The organism is Pelomonas candidula, from assembly GCF_043555985.1.
Taxonomy (GTDB): domain Bacteria; phylum Pseudomonadota; class Gammaproteobacteria; order Burkholderiales; family Burkholderiaceae_C; genus Pelomonas; species Pelomonas candidula.
On sequence record NZ_JBIGIC010000006.1, the window covers coordinates 312,869 to 331,072 of the forward strand.

18 protein-coding genes are annotated in these 18,204 nt (G+C 70.0%); 11 read left to right on the plus strand and 7 right to left on the minus strand.

What is annotated here, in order from left to right; all coding sequences use genetic code 11:
- The first annotated feature begins 18 nt into the window (after positions 1–18).
- From ACG04R_RS14640 to ACG04R_RS14675, 8 genes are all read left to right on the plus strand, one after another.
- On the plus strand, positions 19–798 hold the full coding sequence (locus ACG04R_RS14640; RefSeq protein ID WP_394411736.1) for a ferritin-like domain-containing protein: 780 nt from the start codon (positions 19–21) through the stop codon (positions 796–798).
- The gene (locus ACG04R_RS14645; protein WP_394411739.1) at positions 795–1,718 is read left to right on the plus strand and encodes a DMT family transporter; all 924 of its coding nucleotides are present in this window, start codon (positions 795–797) and stop codon (positions 1,716–1,718) included. Before ACG04R_RS14640 ends, ACG04R_RS14645 begins: the two co-directional genes overlap by 4 nt.
- A gap of 27 nt (positions 1,719–1,745) precedes the next feature.
- Positions 1,746–3,062, plus strand: a complete 1,317-nt coding sequence (aptA, locus tag ACG04R_RS14650) for an omega-aminotransferase AptA (RefSeq protein WP_394411742.1) — start codon at positions 1,746–1,748, stop codon at positions 3,060–3,062.
- 66 nt (positions 3,063–3,128) lie between these two features.
- The gene (locus ACG04R_RS14655) at positions 3,129–4,298 is read left to right on the plus strand and encodes an esterase-like activity of phytase family protein (RefSeq protein ID WP_394411745.1); all 1,170 of its coding nucleotides are present in this window, start codon (positions 3,129–3,131) and stop codon (positions 4,296–4,298) included.
- A gap of 129 nt (positions 4,299–4,427) precedes the next feature.
- The gene (locus ACG04R_RS14660; protein WP_394411748.1) at positions 4,428–5,315 is read left to right on the plus strand and encodes a DMT family transporter; all 888 of its coding nucleotides are present in this window, start codon (positions 4,428–4,430) and stop codon (positions 5,313–5,315) included.
- A gap of 9 nt (positions 5,316–5,324) precedes the next feature.
- Complete coding sequence (locus ACG04R_RS14665; protein WP_394411750.1) at positions 5,325–6,158, plus strand: PIG-L deacetylase family protein; 834 nt, start codon at positions 5,325–5,327, stop codon at positions 6,156–6,158.
- On the plus strand, positions 6,155–7,132 hold the full coding sequence (locus tag ACG04R_RS14670) for a succinylglutamate desuccinylase/aspartoacylase family protein (protein WP_394411753.1): 978 nt from the start codon (positions 6,155–6,157) through the stop codon (positions 7,130–7,132). Before ACG04R_RS14665 ends, ACG04R_RS14670 begins: the two co-directional genes overlap by 4 nt.
- A 4-nt stretch (positions 7,133–7,136) precedes the next feature.
- Positions 7,137–8,027 carry a substrate-binding periplasmic protein gene (locus tag ACG04R_RS14675; RefSeq protein ID WP_394411756.1) on the plus strand — a complete coding sequence of 297 codons (891 nt, stop codon included), beginning with the start codon at positions 7,137–7,139 and terminating at the stop codon, positions 8,025–8,027.
- Positions 8,028–8,039: 12 nt separating this feature from the next.
- Here the strand turns inward: ACG04R_RS14675 and ACG04R_RS14680 are convergent, their stop codons facing one another.
- Genes ACG04R_RS14680 through ACG04R_RS14700 form a run of 5 tightly spaced genes read right to left on the minus strand, consistent with a single transcriptional unit; the run spans position 8,040 to position 12,913 of the window.
- Positions 8,040–8,672, minus strand: coding sequence for a glutathione S-transferase family protein (locus ACG04R_RS14680; protein WP_394411759.1), 633 nt, complete (start codon positions 8,670–8,672; stop codon positions 8,040–8,042).
- Positions 8,669–9,532: a glutathione-dependent disulfide-bond oxidoreductase gene (gene yghU, locus ACG04R_RS14685; protein WP_394411762.1), complete on the minus strand. Its 864-nt coding sequence runs from the start codon at positions 9,530–9,532 to the stop codon at positions 8,669–8,671. Before yghU ends, ACG04R_RS14680 begins: the two co-directional genes overlap by 4 nt.
- 18 nt (positions 9,533–9,550) lie before the next feature.
- On the minus strand, positions 9,551–11,164 hold the full coding sequence (locus ACG04R_RS14690; RefSeq protein WP_394411766.1) for a diguanylate cyclase domain-containing protein: 1,614 nt from the start codon (positions 11,162–11,164) through the stop codon (positions 9,551–9,553).
- Positions 11,161–11,601 carry a hypothetical protein gene (locus tag ACG04R_RS14695; protein ID WP_394411769.1) on the minus strand — a complete coding sequence of 147 codons (441 nt, stop codon included), beginning with the start codon at positions 11,599–11,601 and terminating at the stop codon, positions 11,161–11,163. Before ACG04R_RS14695 ends, ACG04R_RS14690 begins: the two co-directional genes overlap by 4 nt.
- 4 nt (positions 11,602–11,605) lie before the next feature.
- A complete protein-coding gene (locus tag ACG04R_RS14700) occupies positions 11,606–12,913 on the minus strand; it encodes a hypothetical protein (protein ID WP_394411772.1) in 1,308 nt (435 codons plus the stop codon).
- A 132-nt stretch (positions 12,914–13,045) separates the two neighbouring features.
- On the opposite strand from ACG04R_RS14700, the gene ACG04R_RS14705 reads away from it, so the two are divergent.
- The 3 genes from ACG04R_RS14705 (at position 13,046) to ACG04R_RS14715 (ending at position 15,331) form a co-directional block, all read left to right on the plus strand.
- Complete coding sequence (locus ACG04R_RS14705; protein WP_394411775.1) at positions 13,046–13,696, plus strand: DsbA family oxidoreductase; 651 nt, start codon at positions 13,046–13,048, stop codon at positions 13,694–13,696.
- Between the two features lie 63 nt (positions 13,697–13,759).
- On the plus strand, positions 13,760–14,746 hold the full coding sequence (locus ACG04R_RS14710; protein WP_394411778.1) for a recombination-associated protein RdgC: 987 nt from the start codon (positions 13,760–13,762) through the stop codon (positions 14,744–14,746).
- A 291-nt stretch (positions 14,747–15,037) separates the two neighbouring features.
- The gene (locus ACG04R_RS14715) at positions 15,038–15,331 is read left to right on the plus strand and encodes a hypothetical protein (protein WP_394411781.1); all 294 of its coding nucleotides are present in this window, start codon (positions 15,038–15,040) and stop codon (positions 15,329–15,331) included.
- A 129-nt stretch (positions 15,332–15,460) separates the two neighbouring features.
- Here the strand turns inward: ACG04R_RS14715 and ACG04R_RS14720 are convergent, their stop codons facing one another.
- Together ACG04R_RS14720 and ACG04R_RS14725 are read right to left on the minus strand one after the other, a co-directional pair.
- Complete coding sequence (locus tag ACG04R_RS14720; RefSeq protein ID WP_394411784.1) at positions 15,461–17,518, minus strand: TonB-dependent receptor; 2,058 nt, start codon at positions 17,516–17,518, stop codon at positions 15,461–15,463.
- Positions 17,519–17,621: 103 nt separating this feature from the next.
- Entirely contained in the window at positions 17,622–18,134 is a 513-nt protein-coding gene (locus ACG04R_RS14725) for a hypothetical protein (RefSeq protein WP_394411787.1), read from the minus strand.
- Between the last annotated feature and the right edge of the window lie 70 nt (positions 18,135–18,204).

The window sequence follows — 18,204 nt, forward strand, 5'->3', positions numbered from 1 at the left end:
GCCACCGATAATCCGGGCATGGAAGCCCGTGCCCTTGCCCTGCAGATCCTCCGCCTTGCCGACCCGCTTGCGAAAGCGGCGGCCGCCATCGCGCTGGACCCGGCCATGCCGCTGGACCCTCAGGCGGTGTTGGACGAGCCAACGGGTGTCCCCGGCCGCCCGGCGCGCCCACGGCTCGTCGGGCACATCACGCTGAAGCCGCCTTCGATGCGCACGCCGGCCGGCATCGCCGCGCTGGTGCACAGCATCGCCCACATCGAGTTCAACGCCATCAACCTGGCGCTGGACGTCTGCTGGCGCTTCGCGGGCATGCCCGACGCCTTCTACCGCGACTGGCTGCGCATCGCCCAGGAGGAGGCCCGGCACTTCACGCTGCTGCGCGATCACCTCGTCGGCTTGGGTTTCGACTACGGCGACTTCGACGCGCACAACGCACTGTGGGACATGGCCGAGCGCACCCGGCACGACCTGCTGGCCCGCATCGCCCTCGTGCCGCGCACGCTGGAGGCGCGTGGGCTGGACGCGTCGCCCGCCGTCCGCGCCAAGCTGGTCGGCGCCGGCGACCGCCGCGCCGGCGAGATCCTCGACGTCATCCTGCACGACGAGATCGGCCACGTGCTGGCCGGCAACCGCTGGTTCCGCTTCCTGTGCGAGCAGCGCGGCCTGGAGCCGGTCGCCACCTATGCCGAGCTGGCCGCGCGCTACCAGGCGCCGAGGCTGCGTGCGCCCTTCAACCTCGAGGCCCGCCGCGCCGCCGGCTTCGACGAGGCGGAACTGGCCGCCCTGACCCAGACATGACACGCTTCCAGGCCAACCTGCTGCTGACCGTCGTCGCGCTGATCTGGGGCTCGGCCTTCGTCGCGCAGAACCGTGGCATGGCCGACGTCGGCCCGCTGCTGTTCACCGGCGTGCGCTTCCTGATCGGCTCGGCGGTCGTGCTGCCGCTGGCGGTACTCGAATGGCGGCGCCTGGGCCGCGAAGGCCGGCCGCTGACGCGGCTGGACGGCATGCACATCGCCGGCCTGGGGCTGCTGATGACGCTGGGCGCCGTCATGCAGCAGATCGGCATCCAGTTCACCAGCGTGACCAATGCCGGCTTCCTGACGGCCGTCTACGTGCCGCTGGTGCCCGTGCTGGCCTGGCTGCTGCTGGGCCATATCGCCCACTGGTCGGTCTGGCCTGCGGCGGCGGGCTGCCTCGTGGGCGCCTTCCTGCTGTCCGGCGCGCACGAACTCAACATCGGCCTGGGCGACCTGTGGGTGGCCGGCTCGGCCATCCCCTGGGCCGTGCATGTGCTGATGGTGGGCCGCTGGGCCGACCGCATGGGCGCACCCTTCCTCGTCGCCAGCGGCCAGTTCGCCGTCTGTGGCGTGCTGTCGCTGCTCGCCGCCTTCGTCATGGAGCCCGTGCGCTGGGCCGGCATCACGGCCGCGGCCTGGCCCATCGTCTACACCGGCGTGCTGTCGGTGGGCGTGGCCTTCACGGCGCAGGTCGTGGCGCAGCGCTACGCGCACGCGGCGGACGCCGCCATCATCCTGTCGTCCGAGACCTTGTTCGCCGCCGCCTTCGGCTACGCGCTGCTGGGCGAACGCCTGAACACCGCCGGCCTGATCGGCTGCAGCCTGATGCTCGCCTGCATCCTGCTGGTGCAGTTGATGCCACTGCTGGGAACCCTGAGGCGCCGTCAGATTCTTACGAGTCCGTCAAACACGCTCTAGACTCGGGGGCCTTCCGAGGAGCCCCGCATGAGTGCAGACGTTTCCAAGCTTGACGCCTACTGGATGCCCTTCACCGCCAACCGGCAGTTCAAGCAGGCGCCACGCCTGCTGACGCAGGCCGACGGCATGTTCTTCCGCGACGACAAGGGTCGCGAGGTGCTGGACGGCATCGCCGGCCTGTGGTGCGTCAACGCCGGCCACAACCGGCCGAAGATCGTGCAGGCCATCCAACAGCAGGCCGCCGAGCTGGACTTCGCACCGCCCTTCCAGATGGGCCACCCCAAGGCCTTCGAGCTGGCCGAACGTCTGGCGCAGATCGCGCCGACCGGCATGAACCGCGTCTTCTTCACCAACTCCGGTTCCGAGTCCGTCGAGACGGCACTGAAGATGGCCATCGCCTACCACCGCGTGCGCGGCGAAGGCGCCCGCACCCGCCTCATCGGCCGCGAGCGCGGCTACCACGGCGTCAACTTCGGCGGCATCTCGGTAGGCGGCATGGTGGCCAACCGCAAGATGTTCGGCAGCCTGCTGGCCGGCGTGGACCACATCCGCCACACGCACGACCCGGCACGCAACGCCTTCTTGGTGGGCGTCCCGCAGCACGGCGCCGAGTTCGCCGACGACCTCGAACGCCTGGTGCAGCTGCATGACGCGAGCACCATCGCTGCCGTCATCGTCGAGCCCGTGGCCGGCTCCACCGGCGTGCTGATCCCGCCGCAGGGCTATCTGCAACGCCTGCGCGACATCTGCGACAAGCACGGCATCCTGCTGATCTTCGACGAGGTCATCACCGGCTTCGGCCGCACCGGCAACCCGTTCGGCGCGCAGACCTTCGGCGTCACGCCCGACCTGATGACGGTGGCCAAGGGCATCACCAACGGCTGCGTGCCGATGGGCGCGGTCTTCGCGCAGCAGAAGATCCACGACGCCTTCATGACCGGCCCGGAACACCTGATCGAGTTCTTCCACGGCTACACCTACTCGGCCCACCCGCTGGCCTGCGCTGCCGGCATCGCCACGCTGGACACCTACGCCGACGACAACCTGCTGACCCGCGCCGCCCGCATGCAGGACGAGTTCGCCAAGGCACTGCACTCGCTGCGCGACGAGCCCAACGTCATCGACATCCGCAACATCGGCCTCGTCGGCGGCATCGAGTTGAAGCCGCTGGACGGCCAGCCAGCCAAACGCGCCTTCAACGTCTTCCTGGACTGCTGGGACAAGGGCCTGCTGATCCGCACGACGGGCGACACCATCGCGCTGTCACCGCCGCTCATCATCGAGAGCGGTCACATCGAACGCATCATCGACACGCTGCGCGGCGCTTTGCGAAGAGCCGCCTGAACCTGCACGCGCCACACGAACAAAAAAAGGCGCCGCGTCCGCCACCGGCGGCGCCGAGGACAAGCAATGAAGTCGTTGTCAAAACTGGCCGCACTCGCGGCCTTTTCCTTGCTGGGCCTGTCGGCCAGCGCCCAGACGCTGAGCTACCTCGGCCAGCAGATCGTGCCCACCGGCACGCCGTTCCAGGGCATCGCCGTCGGCGGGCTGTCCAGCCTGGACTTCAGCGCCGCCACGGGCCACTACCTGGCCATCAGCGACGACCGCAGCGACATCGCGCCGGCGCGCTTCTACGAACTGGCGCTGGACCTGTCCAGGTTCCGTCGCACCGCCACGCCCGGCAGCGAGGGTGTCCGCTTCATCGCGATGACGACGATGCAGGACCTCGACGGCCACCCCTTCGGCCGCAACCGTGTCGACCCCGAAGGCCTGCGCCTGGACGCCCGCCGCCGGCTGATCTACTGGTGCAACGAAGGGCAGCGCAAGAACGGCGACATGCAGAACCCGACCGTGCGCCGCATGCAACTGGACGGCAGTCCGGCCGGCGAGTTCCCGGTGCCGAGCTATTACTTCCCGGTCGGCAGCGCCGGCGGCCTGGCCGCCGGCGACATGGGCGTCTACAACAATCTCGCCTTCGAGAGCATCGCCCTCACGCCAGACGGACGCACGCTCTGGACCATGACCGAGAACGCGCTGGCCCAGGACGACCTGCCGACCGCCGTGGGGCGCACCAGCCGCGCGCGCCTGCTGTCCTTCGACCTGGACACCGGCCGGGCCGGCGCCGAATACGTCTACGACGTGGGCCCTGTCGCCTTCGCCCCGGCCAGGGCCGGCGACTTCGCCACCAACGGCGTGGCCGACATGCTGGCGTTGTCCGATCACGAATTCATTGCCATCGAACGCTCCTATGCCGTCGGCGCCACGACGCCGGGTGTTGCGGCCGCGACCGGCAAACCCACCAGCAACACCATCCGCCTCTACCTCATCGACACCACCGGTGCCACCAACGTGGCCGGCTGGCCGTCCATCAAGGGGCGCGATGTGGTGCCCGCCAGGCGCCGCCTGCTGCTGGACCTGTCCACGTTGAAGAACGACGACGGCAGCACGCTGGCCGTCGACAACCTCGAAGGCATCACCTTCGGCCCGTCGGTCAATGGCAAGCGCACGCTGGTGCTCGTGTCGGACAACAACTTCAATCCCGAGCAATTCACGCAATTCGTCGCGTTGACGGTGGATTGAACCTACCCCCGAGCTTGCCGGAACACCGGAAGCCCGGCCGATCCTTCAGGCGGCTCGACAGCGGCGTCGAAGGCGCTGGGCACAATGCGCGCCCGGCCCGGCGCCGGGCCCGCATCCGAACACTGAACCATGCATCCCATTCCCTGGCGCTCCTACGCGCTGTTGGCCGCCAGCATGACCCTGGTGGGCAGCTATGTCGGCCTGTCCAAGCTGCTTGTCGCGGCGTTTCCCGTGTTCCTGCTGGCCGGCCTGCGCTTCGGCTTCGCGGCCGTGCTGATGCTGTCGTGGCTACAAAAACCGGCGCACGAGGCGCCGCTGGACGCGCGCTCGCGCCTGCTGCTGTTCCTCGAGTCCTTCCTCGGCAACTTCCTGTTCTCGATCTGCATGCTGTTCGGCCTGCGGCAGAGCTCGGCGGTAGTGGCCGGCGTCATCATGGCCGGCATCCCGGCGGCCGTGGCGCTGCTCAGCCGCGTCTTCCTGCGCGAGCACCTTGGCAGACGCACGCTGGCCGGCATCGCCTGCGCGGTGGGCGGCATCGCACTGGTGGCGACCGGCAAGCACGGCGGCGCCGACACGACGCCGGTCGGCGCCCTGCTGCTGATCGCCGCGGTGCTGTGCGAAGCCAGCTATGTCGTCATCGGCAAGCAGCTGACGGCCGGCCTGGGCCCCAAGCGCATCAGCGCGCTGATCAACCTGTGGGGCCTGGTGCTCGTCACGCCGCTGGCGATCTGGCAGGGCCTGGGCTTCGACTTCACCGCGCCGCGCGTGCAGGACTGGGGCCTGCTCGCCTACTACTCGGCCACGGCCAGCGTCATCACCGTGTGGCTGTGGATGGCCGGGCTGCGCGGCCTGCCTGCCGCCAAGGCCGGCATCTTCAGTGTCTTCCTGCCCATCAGCACGGCGCTCGTTGGCCTGGCGCTAGGCGAGACGCTGTCGACCCAGCAGGCCATCGCCTATGGCCTGGCGCTCGTGGGTGTGCTGCTGGCGACCTGGCCGGTGAAGCCCGGGGCTCGGTAGGATGACGGCATGTCCCTGGAAGCCGATCTCGCGCGCTGGCGCGAGCACCTGACCCGTTTCGCGGCCCTTCTGGGCAACCCGCCGGACCGCCACGCGACGCCCGCACCCGGGGCTGCCCCCGGCCACTGCCTGATCTTCGCGCCCCACCCCGACGATGAATGCATCGTCGGCGCGCTGCCGCTGCGCCTGCGCCAGGAGGCCGGCTGGCGTGTCAGCAACGTGGCCGTCACCCTGGGCAGCAACGCCGAGCGCCGCGAGGCCCGCTGGGCTGAACTGCTGGACGCCTGCGCCGTGCTGGGCTTCGGCTGCATCCGCGTCGGTGAAGACGGCTTGTCCGACGTGCGCGCCGACGCCGTCAAGCCCGAACAGGTCGAAGCCCTTGCCGCGCTGCTGACCGAACACCGCCCTGCCCTCGTCCTCGCACCGCATGCCGACGACGACAACCCCAGCCACCGCGGCGTGCACCGCCTCGTCGTCGAGGCCATCGCCGCGGCGAAGGTCGACACCGTGCTGGCACTGACCGAGTTCTGGTCCACGCAAGACCAGCCGAACGCGCTGGTCGAGACCAACATCGCCGACACGGCCCGCCTCATCGCCGCGCTCGAGCGCCACACCGGCGAGATCGAACGTAACCCGTATCACCTGCGTCTGCCGGCCTTTCTGGCCGATGCCGTGCGCCGCGGCGGCGAGCTGGTACTGGGCGCCGGCGAGGCGCCGCCCGACTTCGCCTTCGCCACCCTCTACCGCCTCATCGCCTGCCGTGCCGGCCAGCCCGTGGCGGACCTGCCCCGCCGCGTCTTCCCCGCCGCCCAGGCCCTGTCTTCCGACCTGCTCACGTCATGAACCAGCCCACCCATCTTCGTGTCCACCAGTTCGCCGGCCTGCAGCCCGGCCCGCGTTTCCTCGTGACGGGTGCCGTGCACGGCAACGAGATCCACGGCACGAAGGCGATGGCCGAGATCATTCGCCAATTGGATGCGGGCGAGCTGACGCTGCTGCGCGGCACACTGACGCTGGTGCCCATCGTCAACCCGCTGGCCAACCAGCTCAACCGCCGCGAGGGTGACCGCAACCTCAACCGCAACCTGCGCCCGCCCATCATTGCGCAGGACTTCGAGGACCGCATCGCTAAGCAGCTGTGCCCGCTGATCGCACAGCACGACGGCATCCTGGACCTGCACAGCTTCCAGGGCCAGGGCCCCGCGTTCGCGATGATCGGCCCGCGCAACAACAGCGGCGAGCTGGAGCCGTTCTCGCAGGAGGCCACTGAGTCCGCGCTGGCCGCGCGCCTGGGCGTGGGCCGCATCGTCGAGGGCTGGCTGTCGACCTACGCTCTGGGCATCGCGCGCCGCCAGCAGCGCAGCCACGACGGCTCGCGCCGCGCGTCGCTGATCTCCGACCCGCACTACGGCGTCGGCACCACGGAGTACATGCGCTCCACCGGCGGCTGGGCCATCACGCTGGAATGCGGCCAGCACCTGGACCCCAACGGCCCCGAGGTCGCGCGCCTGGCCATCCTGCGCGCGCTGGTGTTCCTGGGCATGCTCGATGAAACCGCGGTCGAGCCGCACCGCCCCGCGCAACCGCCGGAGCTGCTGCAGCTCTACGACGTCATCGACCGCGAGGACATGGGCGACGCCTTCGAGCGTGAATGGGCCAGCTTCGACGCGGTCGAGAAGGGCCAGAAGATCGGCACCCGCGCCAGCGGCGAGGCCGTGCTGGCGCCCAGCGAAGGACGCGTCGTGTTCCCGAACGTGAAGTCGCTGCCGGGCACTGAGTGGTTCTACCTGGCGCGGCCGAGCGATCGCCGGCTCTGAACGCATGAGATGGGTCGCGGCGCTGCTGTTGATGCTGGCCGCACTGCCAGCGGCCGCCGCGCCGCCCCTGGTCGTCACCATCCCCTACATGGAGCGCGAGGCGCCGCACCGCAACTACGCGGACCAGCTGCTGGCGCTGGCGCTCAAGCTGTCCAGCGACAGGTACGGTCCGTTCCGCATCGTCCAGCAGCGCGACGAAACCGTCATCCGCCGCCAGTTGCTGGAGCTGGGCAAGGGCAGCCTGTCCGTCGCCGTGGCGATGCCGACGCCCGAGTGGCTGGACGGTGCGCTGCCGGTGCGCGTGCCCATCATGCGCGGCCTGGCGAGCTTCCGCTACTTCCTCGGGCGCCGCAGCGAGGCGCCGCTCTACGACTCGATCAAGACCGTCGACGACCTGCGCGCGCTGACCGTCGGCCAGGGGCCCGGCTGGTCCACGGCCAAGATCCTGGAGGACAACGGCTTCAAGGTCGTCTACGGCGGCGCCCACCCGACGCTGATCCCGATGCTGGGTTCCGGCCGCTTCCAGCTGTTGATGCGCAGCGCCTACGAGGTCGAACCTGAATTGCGCGCGCAGCGGGCCAGCTACCCCGACCTGATGATCGTCGACAACTTCGCCGTCTTCACCTACATGCCGATGTACTTCTTCGTGGCCAAGGGCCAGCCGCTGCTGGCCGAGAGGCTGGAGTACGGTCTGAAGAAGGCCTACGCGAACGGTCAGCTCGACCTGCTCTTCAACCGCAGCTTCGGCGACAGCCTGAAGCTGCTGAGGAACAGGCAGACGCGCTTCCTTTCCGTGCCGAACACCAACATCGACCCGGGCTTCTTCGAGCGGGACCGGCCGTACCTGCTTGCCCCCGTCGTGACACTCGAAACGGAAGCGCGCCGCAAGCGCTGAGGCCTTCGTGCGTCAGCCGCCCATCGTCCCGCGCGCCTGCATCGCCTCGCGCCAGCGCCGCAGGTTCGGATGCTCGTCGCCCGGCCTGACCTTCACGACACGTGCGAAATCCACCGCGACGACGGCCGTGATGTCGACGATGCTGAACTGGCCCGCGGCGATGAAGTCGCGGCCGGCGAGGTGGTTGTTCAGCATCGTGAAGAACAGCTGCACGCGCGCCAGGCCGCGCTGGGCCAGCTCGGGGATCTGCGCGTAGCCCACCGGCCCCGTCAGCGCACGGCCGGCCATCGCTGGGCTGCTGTTGCGGAAGGCCTCGGCAATCGCAGCCAGCCCCTCGAACTCGACACGCCACTGCCAACCCGCGATCTCGGCCTTGTCCAGCGGCGTGCGGCCCAGCAGCGGCGGCTCGGGGTAGCGCGCCTCCAGGTAGGCGGCGATGGCGGCGTTGTCGGTCAGCACCGCCCCCTCCTCCACCTTCAGCGCCGGCACCGTGCAGTGCGGGTTGATGAGGCGGTAGGCCTCGCCCAATTGCTCGCCGTTGCGCAGATCCACCTGCACGGTTTCATGAGGCACCCGCTTCTCGGCGAGCAGGATGCGCGCGCGGCGCGGGCTGGGCGCGGTGACGCAGTCGTAGAGGGTGATCATGGTGCGACCTTGTCCTGCGTCTTCAGCTCGAAGTCGCTGGCGTCGTGGCGTTCGTACAGCTGGCTGCTCGGCTCGCCCCAGGTGCGGTTGACCTTGCGGCCCCGCTGCACGGCCGGGCGCTTCGCGATCTCGTCGGCCCAGCGGATGACGTGGGTGTACTCGTGCACCGACAGGAACTCGCCCGCGCCGTAGAGCTGGCCCTTGGCCAGCGCGCCGTACCAGGGCCAGGTGGCCATGTCGGCGATGGTGTACTGGTCGCCGGCCAGGAAGCGGCGTTCCGCGAGCAAGCGGTTCAGCACATCCAGCTGGCGCTTGACCTCCATCGCATAGCGGTCGATGGGGTATTCCTGCTTGGTCGGCGCGTAGGCGTAGAAGTGGCCGAAGCCGCCCCCCAGGAACGGCGCGCTGCCCATCTGCCAGAACAGCCAGCTCAGGGTCTCGGCGCGCGCGGCAGGGTCGGTCGGCAGGAAGGCACCGCCGAACTTCTCGGCCAGATAGACGAGGATGGCACCGGACTCGAACACACGCACGGGCCGGGGCCCGCTGCAGTCCACCAGCGCCGGGATCTTGGAGTTCGGGTTGGCCTCGACGAAGCCGCTGCCGAACTGCTCGCCTTCGTTGATGCGAACAAGCCAGGCGTCGTACTCGGCGCCCGCGTGGCCCAGCGCCAGCAACTCCTCCAGCATGACGGTGACCTTCACGCCGTTGGGCGTGGCCAGCGAGTAAAGCTGCAGCGGATGCTTGCCGACCGGCAGCGCTTTCTCGTGCGTGGCCCCGGCGACGGGGCGGTTGATGCTGGCGAACTGGCCGCCGGAGGCCTTGTTCCAGGTCCAGACCTGGGGCGGGGTGTAGTCGGACATCGAAGCGTTGTGGGGCTGTCAAGCCGGCAACGCTAGCGCAAAAGCCAATTTCCCGTTGCGCTTCACGTGATACAGAGCTTCATCAGCCGCACGCACCAGTCGCTGCGGCTCGACACCGTGCATGGGCAGGCAGGCCACACCGATGCTGACGCCGACACGCACCTCCGCGCCCGACGACAGCCGGATCGGCAGCGCGAGGCCATCGATCAGCGCGCGCATGACCTGGATCAGCACCGCGTCGCCCGGCCCCACGTCGCGCAGCGCGATGAGGAACTCGTCGCCGCCCAGCCGAGCGACCAGGTCGGACGAGCGCCGCACCGCCGCGCGCATGCGATCGGCGCAGGCCACCAGCACCTCGTCGCCGGCAGCGTGGCCGTGCCTGTCGTTGATCTGCTTGAAGCCATCGAGGTCGATGCAGGCCACCGTCAGCACTGCATCGCGGGCACGCGCGTCGGCGACGAAGCGCTCCAGCGTCGCCTGGCCGGCGGCGCGGTTCTTGAGCTGCGTCAGCGCGTCGTGCTCGGCGCGGTGGCGCACGGCGTTCTCGTCGCTCTTGCGCTCGGTGATGTCGTAGATGACGCCCTCCACCGTCTGCCCGTCCGCGCGCTGCACGGAGATCAGGCAGTGCACCCAGCGCCGCTCATCGCCCTGCTGCACCAGTTCCAGGTCGGCCGATACCGTCTCGCCGCGCGCGACGGCCTCGTCGATCATCTGCCGCACCTGCTCCGGCCGGTTGAAGACGCGGCTGACGAAGTCGTCCTCGCTGAGCCGGCGCAGTTCGTCCATCGACAGCCCCACCACGCGCGACACCGTCGGGTTGCCGTTGATGAGCCGACCGTTCTCGTCGAGCACGAAGATACCCGCGCTGCTGGAGTCGAAGATCTGGCGGTACTGCGCCTCCATCGCTTCGACCTCGGCACGCAGCCGGCGCTCGGTCTGCAGCGCGCGCTCGTTGGAGTCCAGCAGCGTGTTGGCGCCGGCGATCAGCACGCCGATCTCGTCGCCCGCGTGGCTGGCGGGCGTCTCCAGCCGCTCACCGGAGCCCGGCGTCATGCGGCGCAGCGCGCTGGCCAGCCTCACGATGGGGCGCGACACCAGCCGCGCCGCCACCAGGTAGAGCACGCCCGCCAGCACCGCCGCCTGCGCCACCATCGCCGCCGCCAGCGTGTAGGCCTCACGGTCGGCATCGGCCTGGACCTTGTCGTCGTTCAGGCGGATACGCAGCTGGCCCAGGCTCTCCTGAGCATCGAAGGGCGACACCAGGGGCCGCGTCAGCAGCGTCGCGCCATGGCGCTCCGCGCCGCCCGGTCGTACGACCTTGGCCAGCGCGCGTCCATCGGCGGCCACGACCTCCACCACATCCACCAACTCGTTGCGGACCAGGCCGCCGGCGACCTCCTGCAGCAGCACCTCGTCCTTCGCGTAAGCACCGATGGCCAGCGTCTTCTCGACGGCGGTGGCCAGTGCCTCGACGCTGTTGCGGCTGCTGGCCAGCTCGCGGGCCTTGCCGAACTGATAGGCAAAGGTCGCGGCCACCAGGGCCAGCACGGTGGCACTCGCGAACACCAGCAGCATGAAGCGCAGCTGCAGGCTGTTCGCACCACGCACCCGGGGCGCGGCGGATTTCGTCATTTGGTGGCGGCTTCCCTGATGACCAGCACGGTGCGCAGCCCGGGCTCCGTCGGCTCCCTGCTGAGCCAGCCCAGTGCGCTGGGGTTGCGGCGCAGGATGCTGACCATCGCAGCCTCGTCCGGCAAGGCCTGGGGCGGCACGCTCTGGCCGGAGAACATCAGCCGAGACCAGTAGCTGTTGACCTGGGCCACGCTCATGCCGGTCAGGGCCTGGTAGAAGGCCGCGCGGCGCGGGTTGTCGCGTGGCAGGTCGAAGATGAGCGCGAAGTCGCCGTTGGCGAAGGCGCGGCTGCGGCCCATGAAGAGGTCCACGGCCTCTTTCTGCGTCAGCGTGCGCTGCGGATTGCCGGCATGCACGACGATGTAGAAGTCGGCCCGCGCGGGCGCCGCCGCCATCAGCAGCGACAGCCAGGCCAGGAGCAGGACGCGGCGCGGCATGGCGTCAGAAGATGAAGTCCACGACGGCGGTCGCGATGTCCGCGCTGCCGCCCTGACCGCCCGAACCGGTCCACAGCGCCGAGCCGCTGGGCCGCACACGCACATGGTCCCACTGCAGCTTGAGCGCGGCCTGGGGATGGAAGTCCCAGCGCACGCCCAGCGTCCACGTGGACTGCTGCAGGCGCGCGTTGTTCAGCGCCGCGACCACGGTGTCGCCCAGCTGCTGCGCGGGCGCGGCCCCGGCCGCACCGACCACCGGCGTCAGCGGGGCCTGCCAGTCGGGCACGGGCAACGGGGCGATCGAATTGCTGGCGCGGCCATAGCCGACGTAGGGCGTGAAGTCGCCCAGCCGGCGCCCCAGCGTCGCGTAAGCAGCATCGTCCATCGTCACCGGGCGGGCGGAAACGCGCACGAACTCGGCACTCCACTGCCAGTCCGACAGCTCCTGGCGCACGCCCAGCTCCCAGAACATGGCGCCGACGTTGCTGGCCCCCAGGCGCTCGCGTAGCGCGCGGGCCTGGTCGGCCACGGCGGGAACGGGCAACGCGCCAAGCTGGTCCAGCCCGGTCAGCGCAGCCCGGATGCTGGTCTGATCGAGGTCGATGCGCGCGTGGGACACGCTGGCCCGCAGCAGCAGCCCCCCCTCCTCGCGCGACACCATGCCGCCGGCGACCGCGCGCACGCGGCTGGGCTTGCCCGTCTGCAGGTCGCCCACATGCGCCGTGCCGGCCATCAGCTTGGCACGCCACTGCACCTCGCCCACCAGCCAGCTGCGCGACACGTCGGCACCGTCCAGCGTCGTCGGCAGCTGGGAGTACAGCTCCACCGGCGGACGGACCATCATGAAGCCATAGCCCACGTTGCGGTAGTCGGCCATCAGGAAGGCGTCGACGTTGACGCGGCCGGCGCGCAGCGTCCAGTCGGCGTCGGGCCGGTAGCTCGCGTAGGCCCACTCCACGGCGTCGCCGAGGCTGGCGTAGGCGCCGCGCTTCCTCGCGATGACCTGCGCCACCAGCTCGAACTGCGAGCCCAGGCTGTAGTTCACCTGCGCCCCGAGCCGGGTGTCGATGTCGTAACGCCAGGACTGGCCCGAGCCCGACTGCGTCAACTCGCGCCGGAAGCCCCAGCCTGCGGGCGCATCCACATGGCTCAGGCCCAGCGTGCCGAAGCCGCTGAAACGCAGCGCCGCCGGCCCCACGGGCCTGCCATCCGCCTCCTGGCCCTGGGCCGTGCCGGCCCAGGCGACCACGACCAGGCCCGCAAGCAGGCCGCGGGCCCTGGAACAGAGGTGTGCAGAGGTCTTGTGGCGCATGTCGACAGGCAGCTGCCGACCGATTATTAGCCCCGCGCTGCCCGGGGCGGCAAGCCCTGGCTCCAGCATTTGCGAGACCGTCACGCGGGAATCCCCCTTGCAACCGCCCGGGCTTGAAAGCAAGCCACGAAAATGGCAAGCATGCGTATCGACTTCATCTCCGACATCGTCTGCCCCTGGTGCGCCATCGGCCTGTATTCGCTGGAGGCCGCTGCCGCGCGCATCCCGGGGCTGGCGCTGGACCTGCACTTCCACCCCTTCGAGCTGAACCCCGGCATGGGCCCGGAAGGCCAGGACATCGAGGAGCACCTGGCCGAGAAGTACGGCGCCAGCCCGGCCCAGCTCACCGGCTCGCGCCAGGCCATCCGCGATCGCGGTGCCGAACTGGGCTTCACCTTCAACATGGAAGCGCGCAGCCGCATTTACAACACCCGTGACGGGCACCGCCTGCTGCACTGGGCGGATGAAGCCTTCGGCGGCACCGTACAGCGCACGCTCAAGCTGTCGCTGCTGAAGGCCTACTTCACCGACGGACGCAACGTGTCAGACCCCGCCGTGCTGCTGGAACTGGCCACCGCCGCCGGCCTGCCCGAGACGGAGGCGCGCGAGCTGCTGGCCAGCGACCGCTACGCGGCCGAAGTGGAAGCTGCCGAGGCCGAAGTCCATCGCCAGGGCATCCACGCGGTGCCGGCCATCGTCGTGAACCAGCGCCACCTGATCCAGGGCGGGCAATCCGTCGAAGTGTTCGAGAAGCTGCTGAGGCAGGTGCTCGACGAGGCCTGAGACAATCACGGCTCAACTTTCCGGAAGCCCGCCGCTGGCGGGCTTCTCGTTTCTCCAGCGCCCATGTTCAAGAACCTCATCACCTACCGCATCGGCGAAGGCTGGACGGCCGACGCCCAACTGCTCGCCGAACAGCTTGCCAAGGAACCCTTCCTGCCCTGCGCGCCCACCCAGCCCCTGGCCGTCGGCTGGGCGCCGCCACGAGGCATCGAGCACGCGCCGCTCGTCGAGGTCGTCGACGGCCACTGGCTCGTCAAGCTCAAGCGCGAGGTGCGCCTGCTGCCCTCGTCCGTCGTGCAGGAGCGCGTGGACGAGCTGGCCGAGCACATCGAAGAGACCACCGGCCGCAAGCCCGGCAAGAAGGCCAAGAAGGACCTCAAGGAGCAGGCCCAGCACGAGCTGCTGCCGCGCGCCTTCACGAAGACCTCTGCCACGCAGGTGTGGATCGCGCCTGCGCAAGGCCTGCTGTTCGTCGACGCCGGCTCCAGCAGCCGCGCCGACGAGGTCATCACGCTGCTGATCCAGGCCAGCCCGGGCCTGAGCCTGCAGCTGGTGCAGACCGCCGAGAGCCCGGCCGCCGTGATGGCCGCCTGGCTGATGGACGGCGTGACGCCCGAGGGCTTCCAGATCGAGCGCGAGTGCGAGCTCAAGGGCAGCGACGAGCAGAAGCCCGTCGTGCGCTACGCCCGCCACCCGCTGGACATCGACGAGGTCCGCGCCCACCTGACCAGCGGCAAGATGCCCACGCGCCTCGCGCTGAGCTGGAAGGAACGCGTCGCCTTCACGCTGACCGAGGGCTTCGCGATCAAGAAGATCAGCTTCCTGGACCTGGCCTTCGAGGGCCGGCCCGAGGCCAGCGGCGACGAGGCCTTCGACGCCGACCTCGCGCTGGCCACCGGCGAACTGGCCGGCCTGATTCCGGCGCTGATCGAAGGCCTGGGCGGCGAACACGACTTCGCCGCCGCGGGTGGCACCGCGCCGGCGCCCGTGCCGGCTGCACTGCCCGCGCCGACGGCAGAAGAAGCCGTCAGCGACTCGCCGCCCTGGTGACCGCCGCGCCGGCGAGCGGTGGCTGGTAGCCCCGCGTCGCCAGCTGCCATGGCGCCAGTTCGCGCCGGTTGACCGGCCGTCCACGACAGCCGCGCCCATGACGCCGCCTGATCGAAGCCCTCGCGCCACGCGGCCAGGGCCTCCATCAGGCCGGGGCGCAGCCAGACATGCCAGCATTCCTGCTCCGGTGCCAGCCGCTTCAGGCCGACGTGTACCGCGTCGGCCAGCAGCCGCAGTCGCGCCGCGAAGGACGCGCTGCCACACACCGGCAGCAGCCCGCTCAGCGGCCGGGTGCGCGAGGCCGCCACGCCGGCGCTCAGCGTCAGCAGCCGCCACACCTGCTGCAGCGCCGTGCGCACCGACATGGCCGGCAGCGGTACGCACAGCGGCAGCGCCGGCGCCTGCAACGGCCGCTCGGCATGGACCGGCCCCAGCATCAGCACTGCCAGCCGCAGCCACTGGACGGGCGCAAGGCCCGACGCGGGCTCGCCACGCCGCGACAGGTCCAGCACGTCATCGAAGCTGCGCGTGCTCTTGGCACAGTTCACGCGGGCCGACAGCATCGCGAGATTGGCCGCTACATAGGCGCCGTCGTTGTTGAGCTGGTCCACCGACGCGTCGCTGCCCCGCATCGTGGCGTGCGTCAACGGCTCCCGCGTGACCTGGCAATGGCTGACGTCGAGCTCGCGCAGCAGCGCGCGCATCGGGCGCCGCTCAGAAGCCCATCTTCAGCGTCACGCGCAGCGTGCGCGGCTCGGCGGGGTGGACGTGCCTGTCGGCCACCGGCGCCGCCTCGCCGGGCAGCTGCGACTCGTAGTAGTACTCGATGTCGTTCATCTTGCGGTTCAGCAGGTTGAAGACGTCGAAGGTCACCTCGGCCTTGTTCCACAGCTTGCGGCTGACGCGCAGATTGGTCGTCAGCGAGGAGCGCGAACGCACGCTGTTGTCTTCGATCAGCGCGCCGGAGCCCAGGTAGCGCCATTGCAGGCTGCCCGACCAGGGCCCGAGGTCGCGCAGCGTGAAGGCGACGGAGCCGACCTTGTCGACGGCGTTGGGGATGCGGTCGCCGGCCGGGTCCGCATCGGCGAAGCGCGCATGCGTCCAGGCCAGGTCGGCGTCGATCAGCAGCCAGGGCACCGGGATGTAGCGGTTGTTCCATTCGAGCCCGAAGCGCTTGCTGGGCCGGTTCGCCTCGGTCGCGCCGGCGTCGCCGACATAGACCAGCTCGGAATCGAAGTCCAGCTTCCAGAGCGCCAGCGACGACTGCAGGCCCGGCACCCACTCCGTGCGTGCGCCCAACTCCATACCGCGCGCGGCGACGAGGCCCGGAGCCTGGTCGACGCGCGCCGTCACGCCGCGGGCGTCGTTGCTATGGAAGCCCCGTCCGGCGTTGAAGAAGAACTCGGTCTTCGCCCAGGGCCCAGCGATCAGCGACAGCTTGGGCGAGAACAGATGGGCGGACGCGCTGCCGGTGTCGGCGCCAGCGAGCCGGCTGGCGACCTTGAAGCCGGCCTCGTCAGCGCGCAGGCCGACAACGCTGCGCAGCCAGGCGTTCAGTTCGACCGAGGTCTGACCGTAGACACTCAGCTGCGTCTCGTCCACGTCGTCATCGCGCGTTGTCGAGGTGATGCGGCGCTCCACCGTGTCGTAGAGACCCACACGGATGCGGTCGTGGCGCAGTTGCAGACCGATCTCGCTGCGCGCCGGCAGGCCGGCCATCGTGTGCTCGATCGCGTGGCTGGCGCTGGCGCCGTAGACGCTGCGCCGGTCCTGCTGCGAGAACTGATCGCCGTCGTCCGACCGCTCCAGCGCGTAGGTGAAGTTGGAGAACAGCTGGAGGCGGTAGTTCATCGCATAGGCCGCGACACGCGTCTCCTGGCCATCCGTGGTGCGATGCCACTCGCCGGACAGGCTGCTGCGCTGCGTCTGGCCGCCGTCGGTGGGGTCCACCGCGTCGAAGCGGCCGAAGGGCTTGCCGTCGTACGTGCCGGCGTCGATGAGGCGTTCAGGCACCTGGTCGGTGGAGTTCCACTTCGCGTCGTAGGCCATCAGGCTGGCGCTCCAGCCTTCGGCCGGCGTGCCGCCGGACAGCGTCAACACGCCGTTGCTCTTGCGCAGGTGTTCGGGCAGCTTCCACGGCCCGTCGTTGCGCTGGACCTCGACGGCGCCCAGCAGGTTCACGCCGCCACCCAACGCCGTGGAGCCAGCACCCACGAAGCGCTGGAACTGATGCTGGCCCAGCGTCAGCGCCGCGAAGTTTTCGTCAAGTGTGCTGCGGTAAGCGATATCGGCCGAGCCGGCCGCGGCGAAGTCGCCGTTCTTCGCGAAGTACGGCCCCTTGCGGTACTCGATGCGGTCGACCAGCTCGGGGATCAGGAAGTTCAGGTCCGAGTAGCCCTGGCCGTGGCCGTGTGTGGGCATGTTGACCGGCAGCCCGTTGACGGTGGTGGCGAAATCGGTGCCGTGGTCGAGGTTGAAGCCGCGCAGGAAGTACTGGTTGGCCTTGCCGTCGCCGGAGTGCTGCGTGACGATGACGCCGGGCACGAACTCCAGCACCTCGCCCGGGCGCTGCGCGGGGCGGCTCTTCAGCAACTCGGCGCGGATGGTGCCTTGTGAAGCGGCATCAGCGCTGCCGATGGCGTTGTCGTAGTGGCGGCCGGTGACTTCGACCTTCTCCAGCACGGCGTCGGGCTCGGCGCGCGCGGTGGCGGCAAGGAGCAGGCAGGCAGCGGCCAGCAACGTCGGCTGGAAGCCGCGGCGGTTCTTGGGCATGGAATCTCTCGGGAAGCGATGGACCCTGCGCACGGGCGCAGGCACGCCTGCCGCGTTGGGCGGGCGTGGGACGTGCAGGAAGAGGCGCGAAAGCGCCGCCCGATCAGGCGCGCGGCGGCGTCAGCGGCGGCGCGATGACGCGGTCTCGCCAGCCCAGCGCCACCACCTGCGGGCAGGCATCGCCATCCACGTCAGGCAGGGTCAGGGCGGCCGGCAACCAGGCCAGGAAGGCAGTCGCCCCGCCCTGCTTCGCGTCGTCGGCCGCATCGCCGACATCCAGCACGTCGGCCGCGGCATGCGAGTGCTTGTGGAACACCCCGCCGTGCTGATGCAGGCCTTCGGTGTCACCCTGGCTCACCAGCCACGTGACGCTGGGCGCCGCCTGCAGCCGCGGGTCCTGCGCAGCGTGCAGCCGGTCCAGCAGCAGCCGCAGCGGCGACGGTGCCGCCGTGCCCGTGTGCACATGTCGATGCCCCTGCAGGCCTGCAACGAGCTGCACCACGCTCTGCAACGGCAGCACGACGAGCAGCAGCACGAGGAGGCCGGCGCGCGTTCGGTGCAACAGCGATGACAGGAAGATGGGCACGAGCGTGGCGAGGGTGGGGGGCAGGCCCAAACGGCATATCTTCGGCCGCACGGGTTGCCGGCGTATGACACGCTCTACGCAGCCCGGCCACCGCCGGATG

Excerpts from the sequence above, each read along its gene's own strand:
- ACG04R_RS14690 (WP_394411766.1), bottom strand. The coding sequence starts at position 11,164 with ATGACGAAATCCGCCGCGCCCCGGGTGCGTGGTGCGAACAGCCTGCAG.
- ACG04R_RS14670 (WP_394411753.1), top strand. The coding sequence starts at position 6,155 with ATGAACCAGCCCACCCATCTTCGTGTCCACCAGTTCGCCGGCCTGCAG.
- ACG04R_RS14680 (WP_394411759.1), bottom strand. The coding sequence starts at position 8,672 with ATGATCACCCTCTACGACTGCGTCACCGCGCCCAGCCCGCGCCGCGCG.
- ACG04R_RS14705 (WP_394411775.1), top strand. The coding sequence starts at position 13,046 with ATGGCAAGCATGCGTATCGACTTCATCTCCGACATCGTCTGCCCCTGG.
- yghU (WP_394411762.1), bottom strand. The coding sequence starts at position 9,532 with ATGTCCGACTACACCCCGCCCCAGGTCTGGACCTGGAACAAGGCCTCC.
- ACG04R_RS14675 (WP_394411756.1), top strand. The coding sequence starts at position 7,137 with ATGAGATGGGTCGCGGCGCTGCTGTTGATGCTGGCCGCACTGCCAGCG.
- aptA (WP_394411742.1), top strand. The coding sequence starts at position 1,746 with ATGAGTGCAGACGTTTCCAAGCTTGACGCCTACTGGATGCCCTTCACC.
- ACG04R_RS14695 (WP_394411769.1), bottom strand. The coding sequence starts at position 11,601 with ATGCCGCGCCGCGTCCTGCTCCTGGCCTGGCTGTCGCTGCTGATGGCG.
- ACG04R_RS14640 (WP_394411736.1), top strand. The coding sequence starts at position 19 with ATGGAAGCCCGTGCCCTTGCCCTGCAGATCCTCCGCCTTGCCGACCCG.
- ACG04R_RS14660 (WP_394411748.1), top strand. The coding sequence starts at position 4,428 with ATGCATCCCATTCCCTGGCGCTCCTACGCGCTGTTGGCCGCCAGCATG.
- ACG04R_RS14665 (WP_394411750.1), top strand. The coding sequence starts at position 5,325 with ATGTCCCTGGAAGCCGATCTCGCGCGCTGGCGCGAGCACCTGACCCGT.
- ACG04R_RS14655 (WP_394411745.1), top strand. The coding sequence starts at position 3,129 with ATGAAGTCGTTGTCAAAACTGGCCGCACTCGCGGCCTTTTCCTTGCTG.
- ACG04R_RS14710 (WP_394411778.1), top strand. The coding sequence starts at position 13,760 with ATGTTCAAGAACCTCATCACCTACCGCATCGGCGAAGGCTGGACGGCC.
- ACG04R_RS14720 (WP_394411784.1), bottom strand. The coding sequence starts at position 17,518 with ATGCCCAAGAACCGCCGCGGCTTCCAGCCGACGTTGCTGGCCGCTGCC.
- ACG04R_RS14645 (WP_394411739.1), top strand. The coding sequence starts at position 795 with ATGACACGCTTCCAGGCCAACCTGCTGCTGACCGTCGTCGCGCTGATC.
- ACG04R_RS14700 (WP_394411772.1), bottom strand. The coding sequence starts at position 12,913 with ATGCGCCACAAGACCTCTGCACACCTCTGTTCCAGGGCCCGCGGCCTG.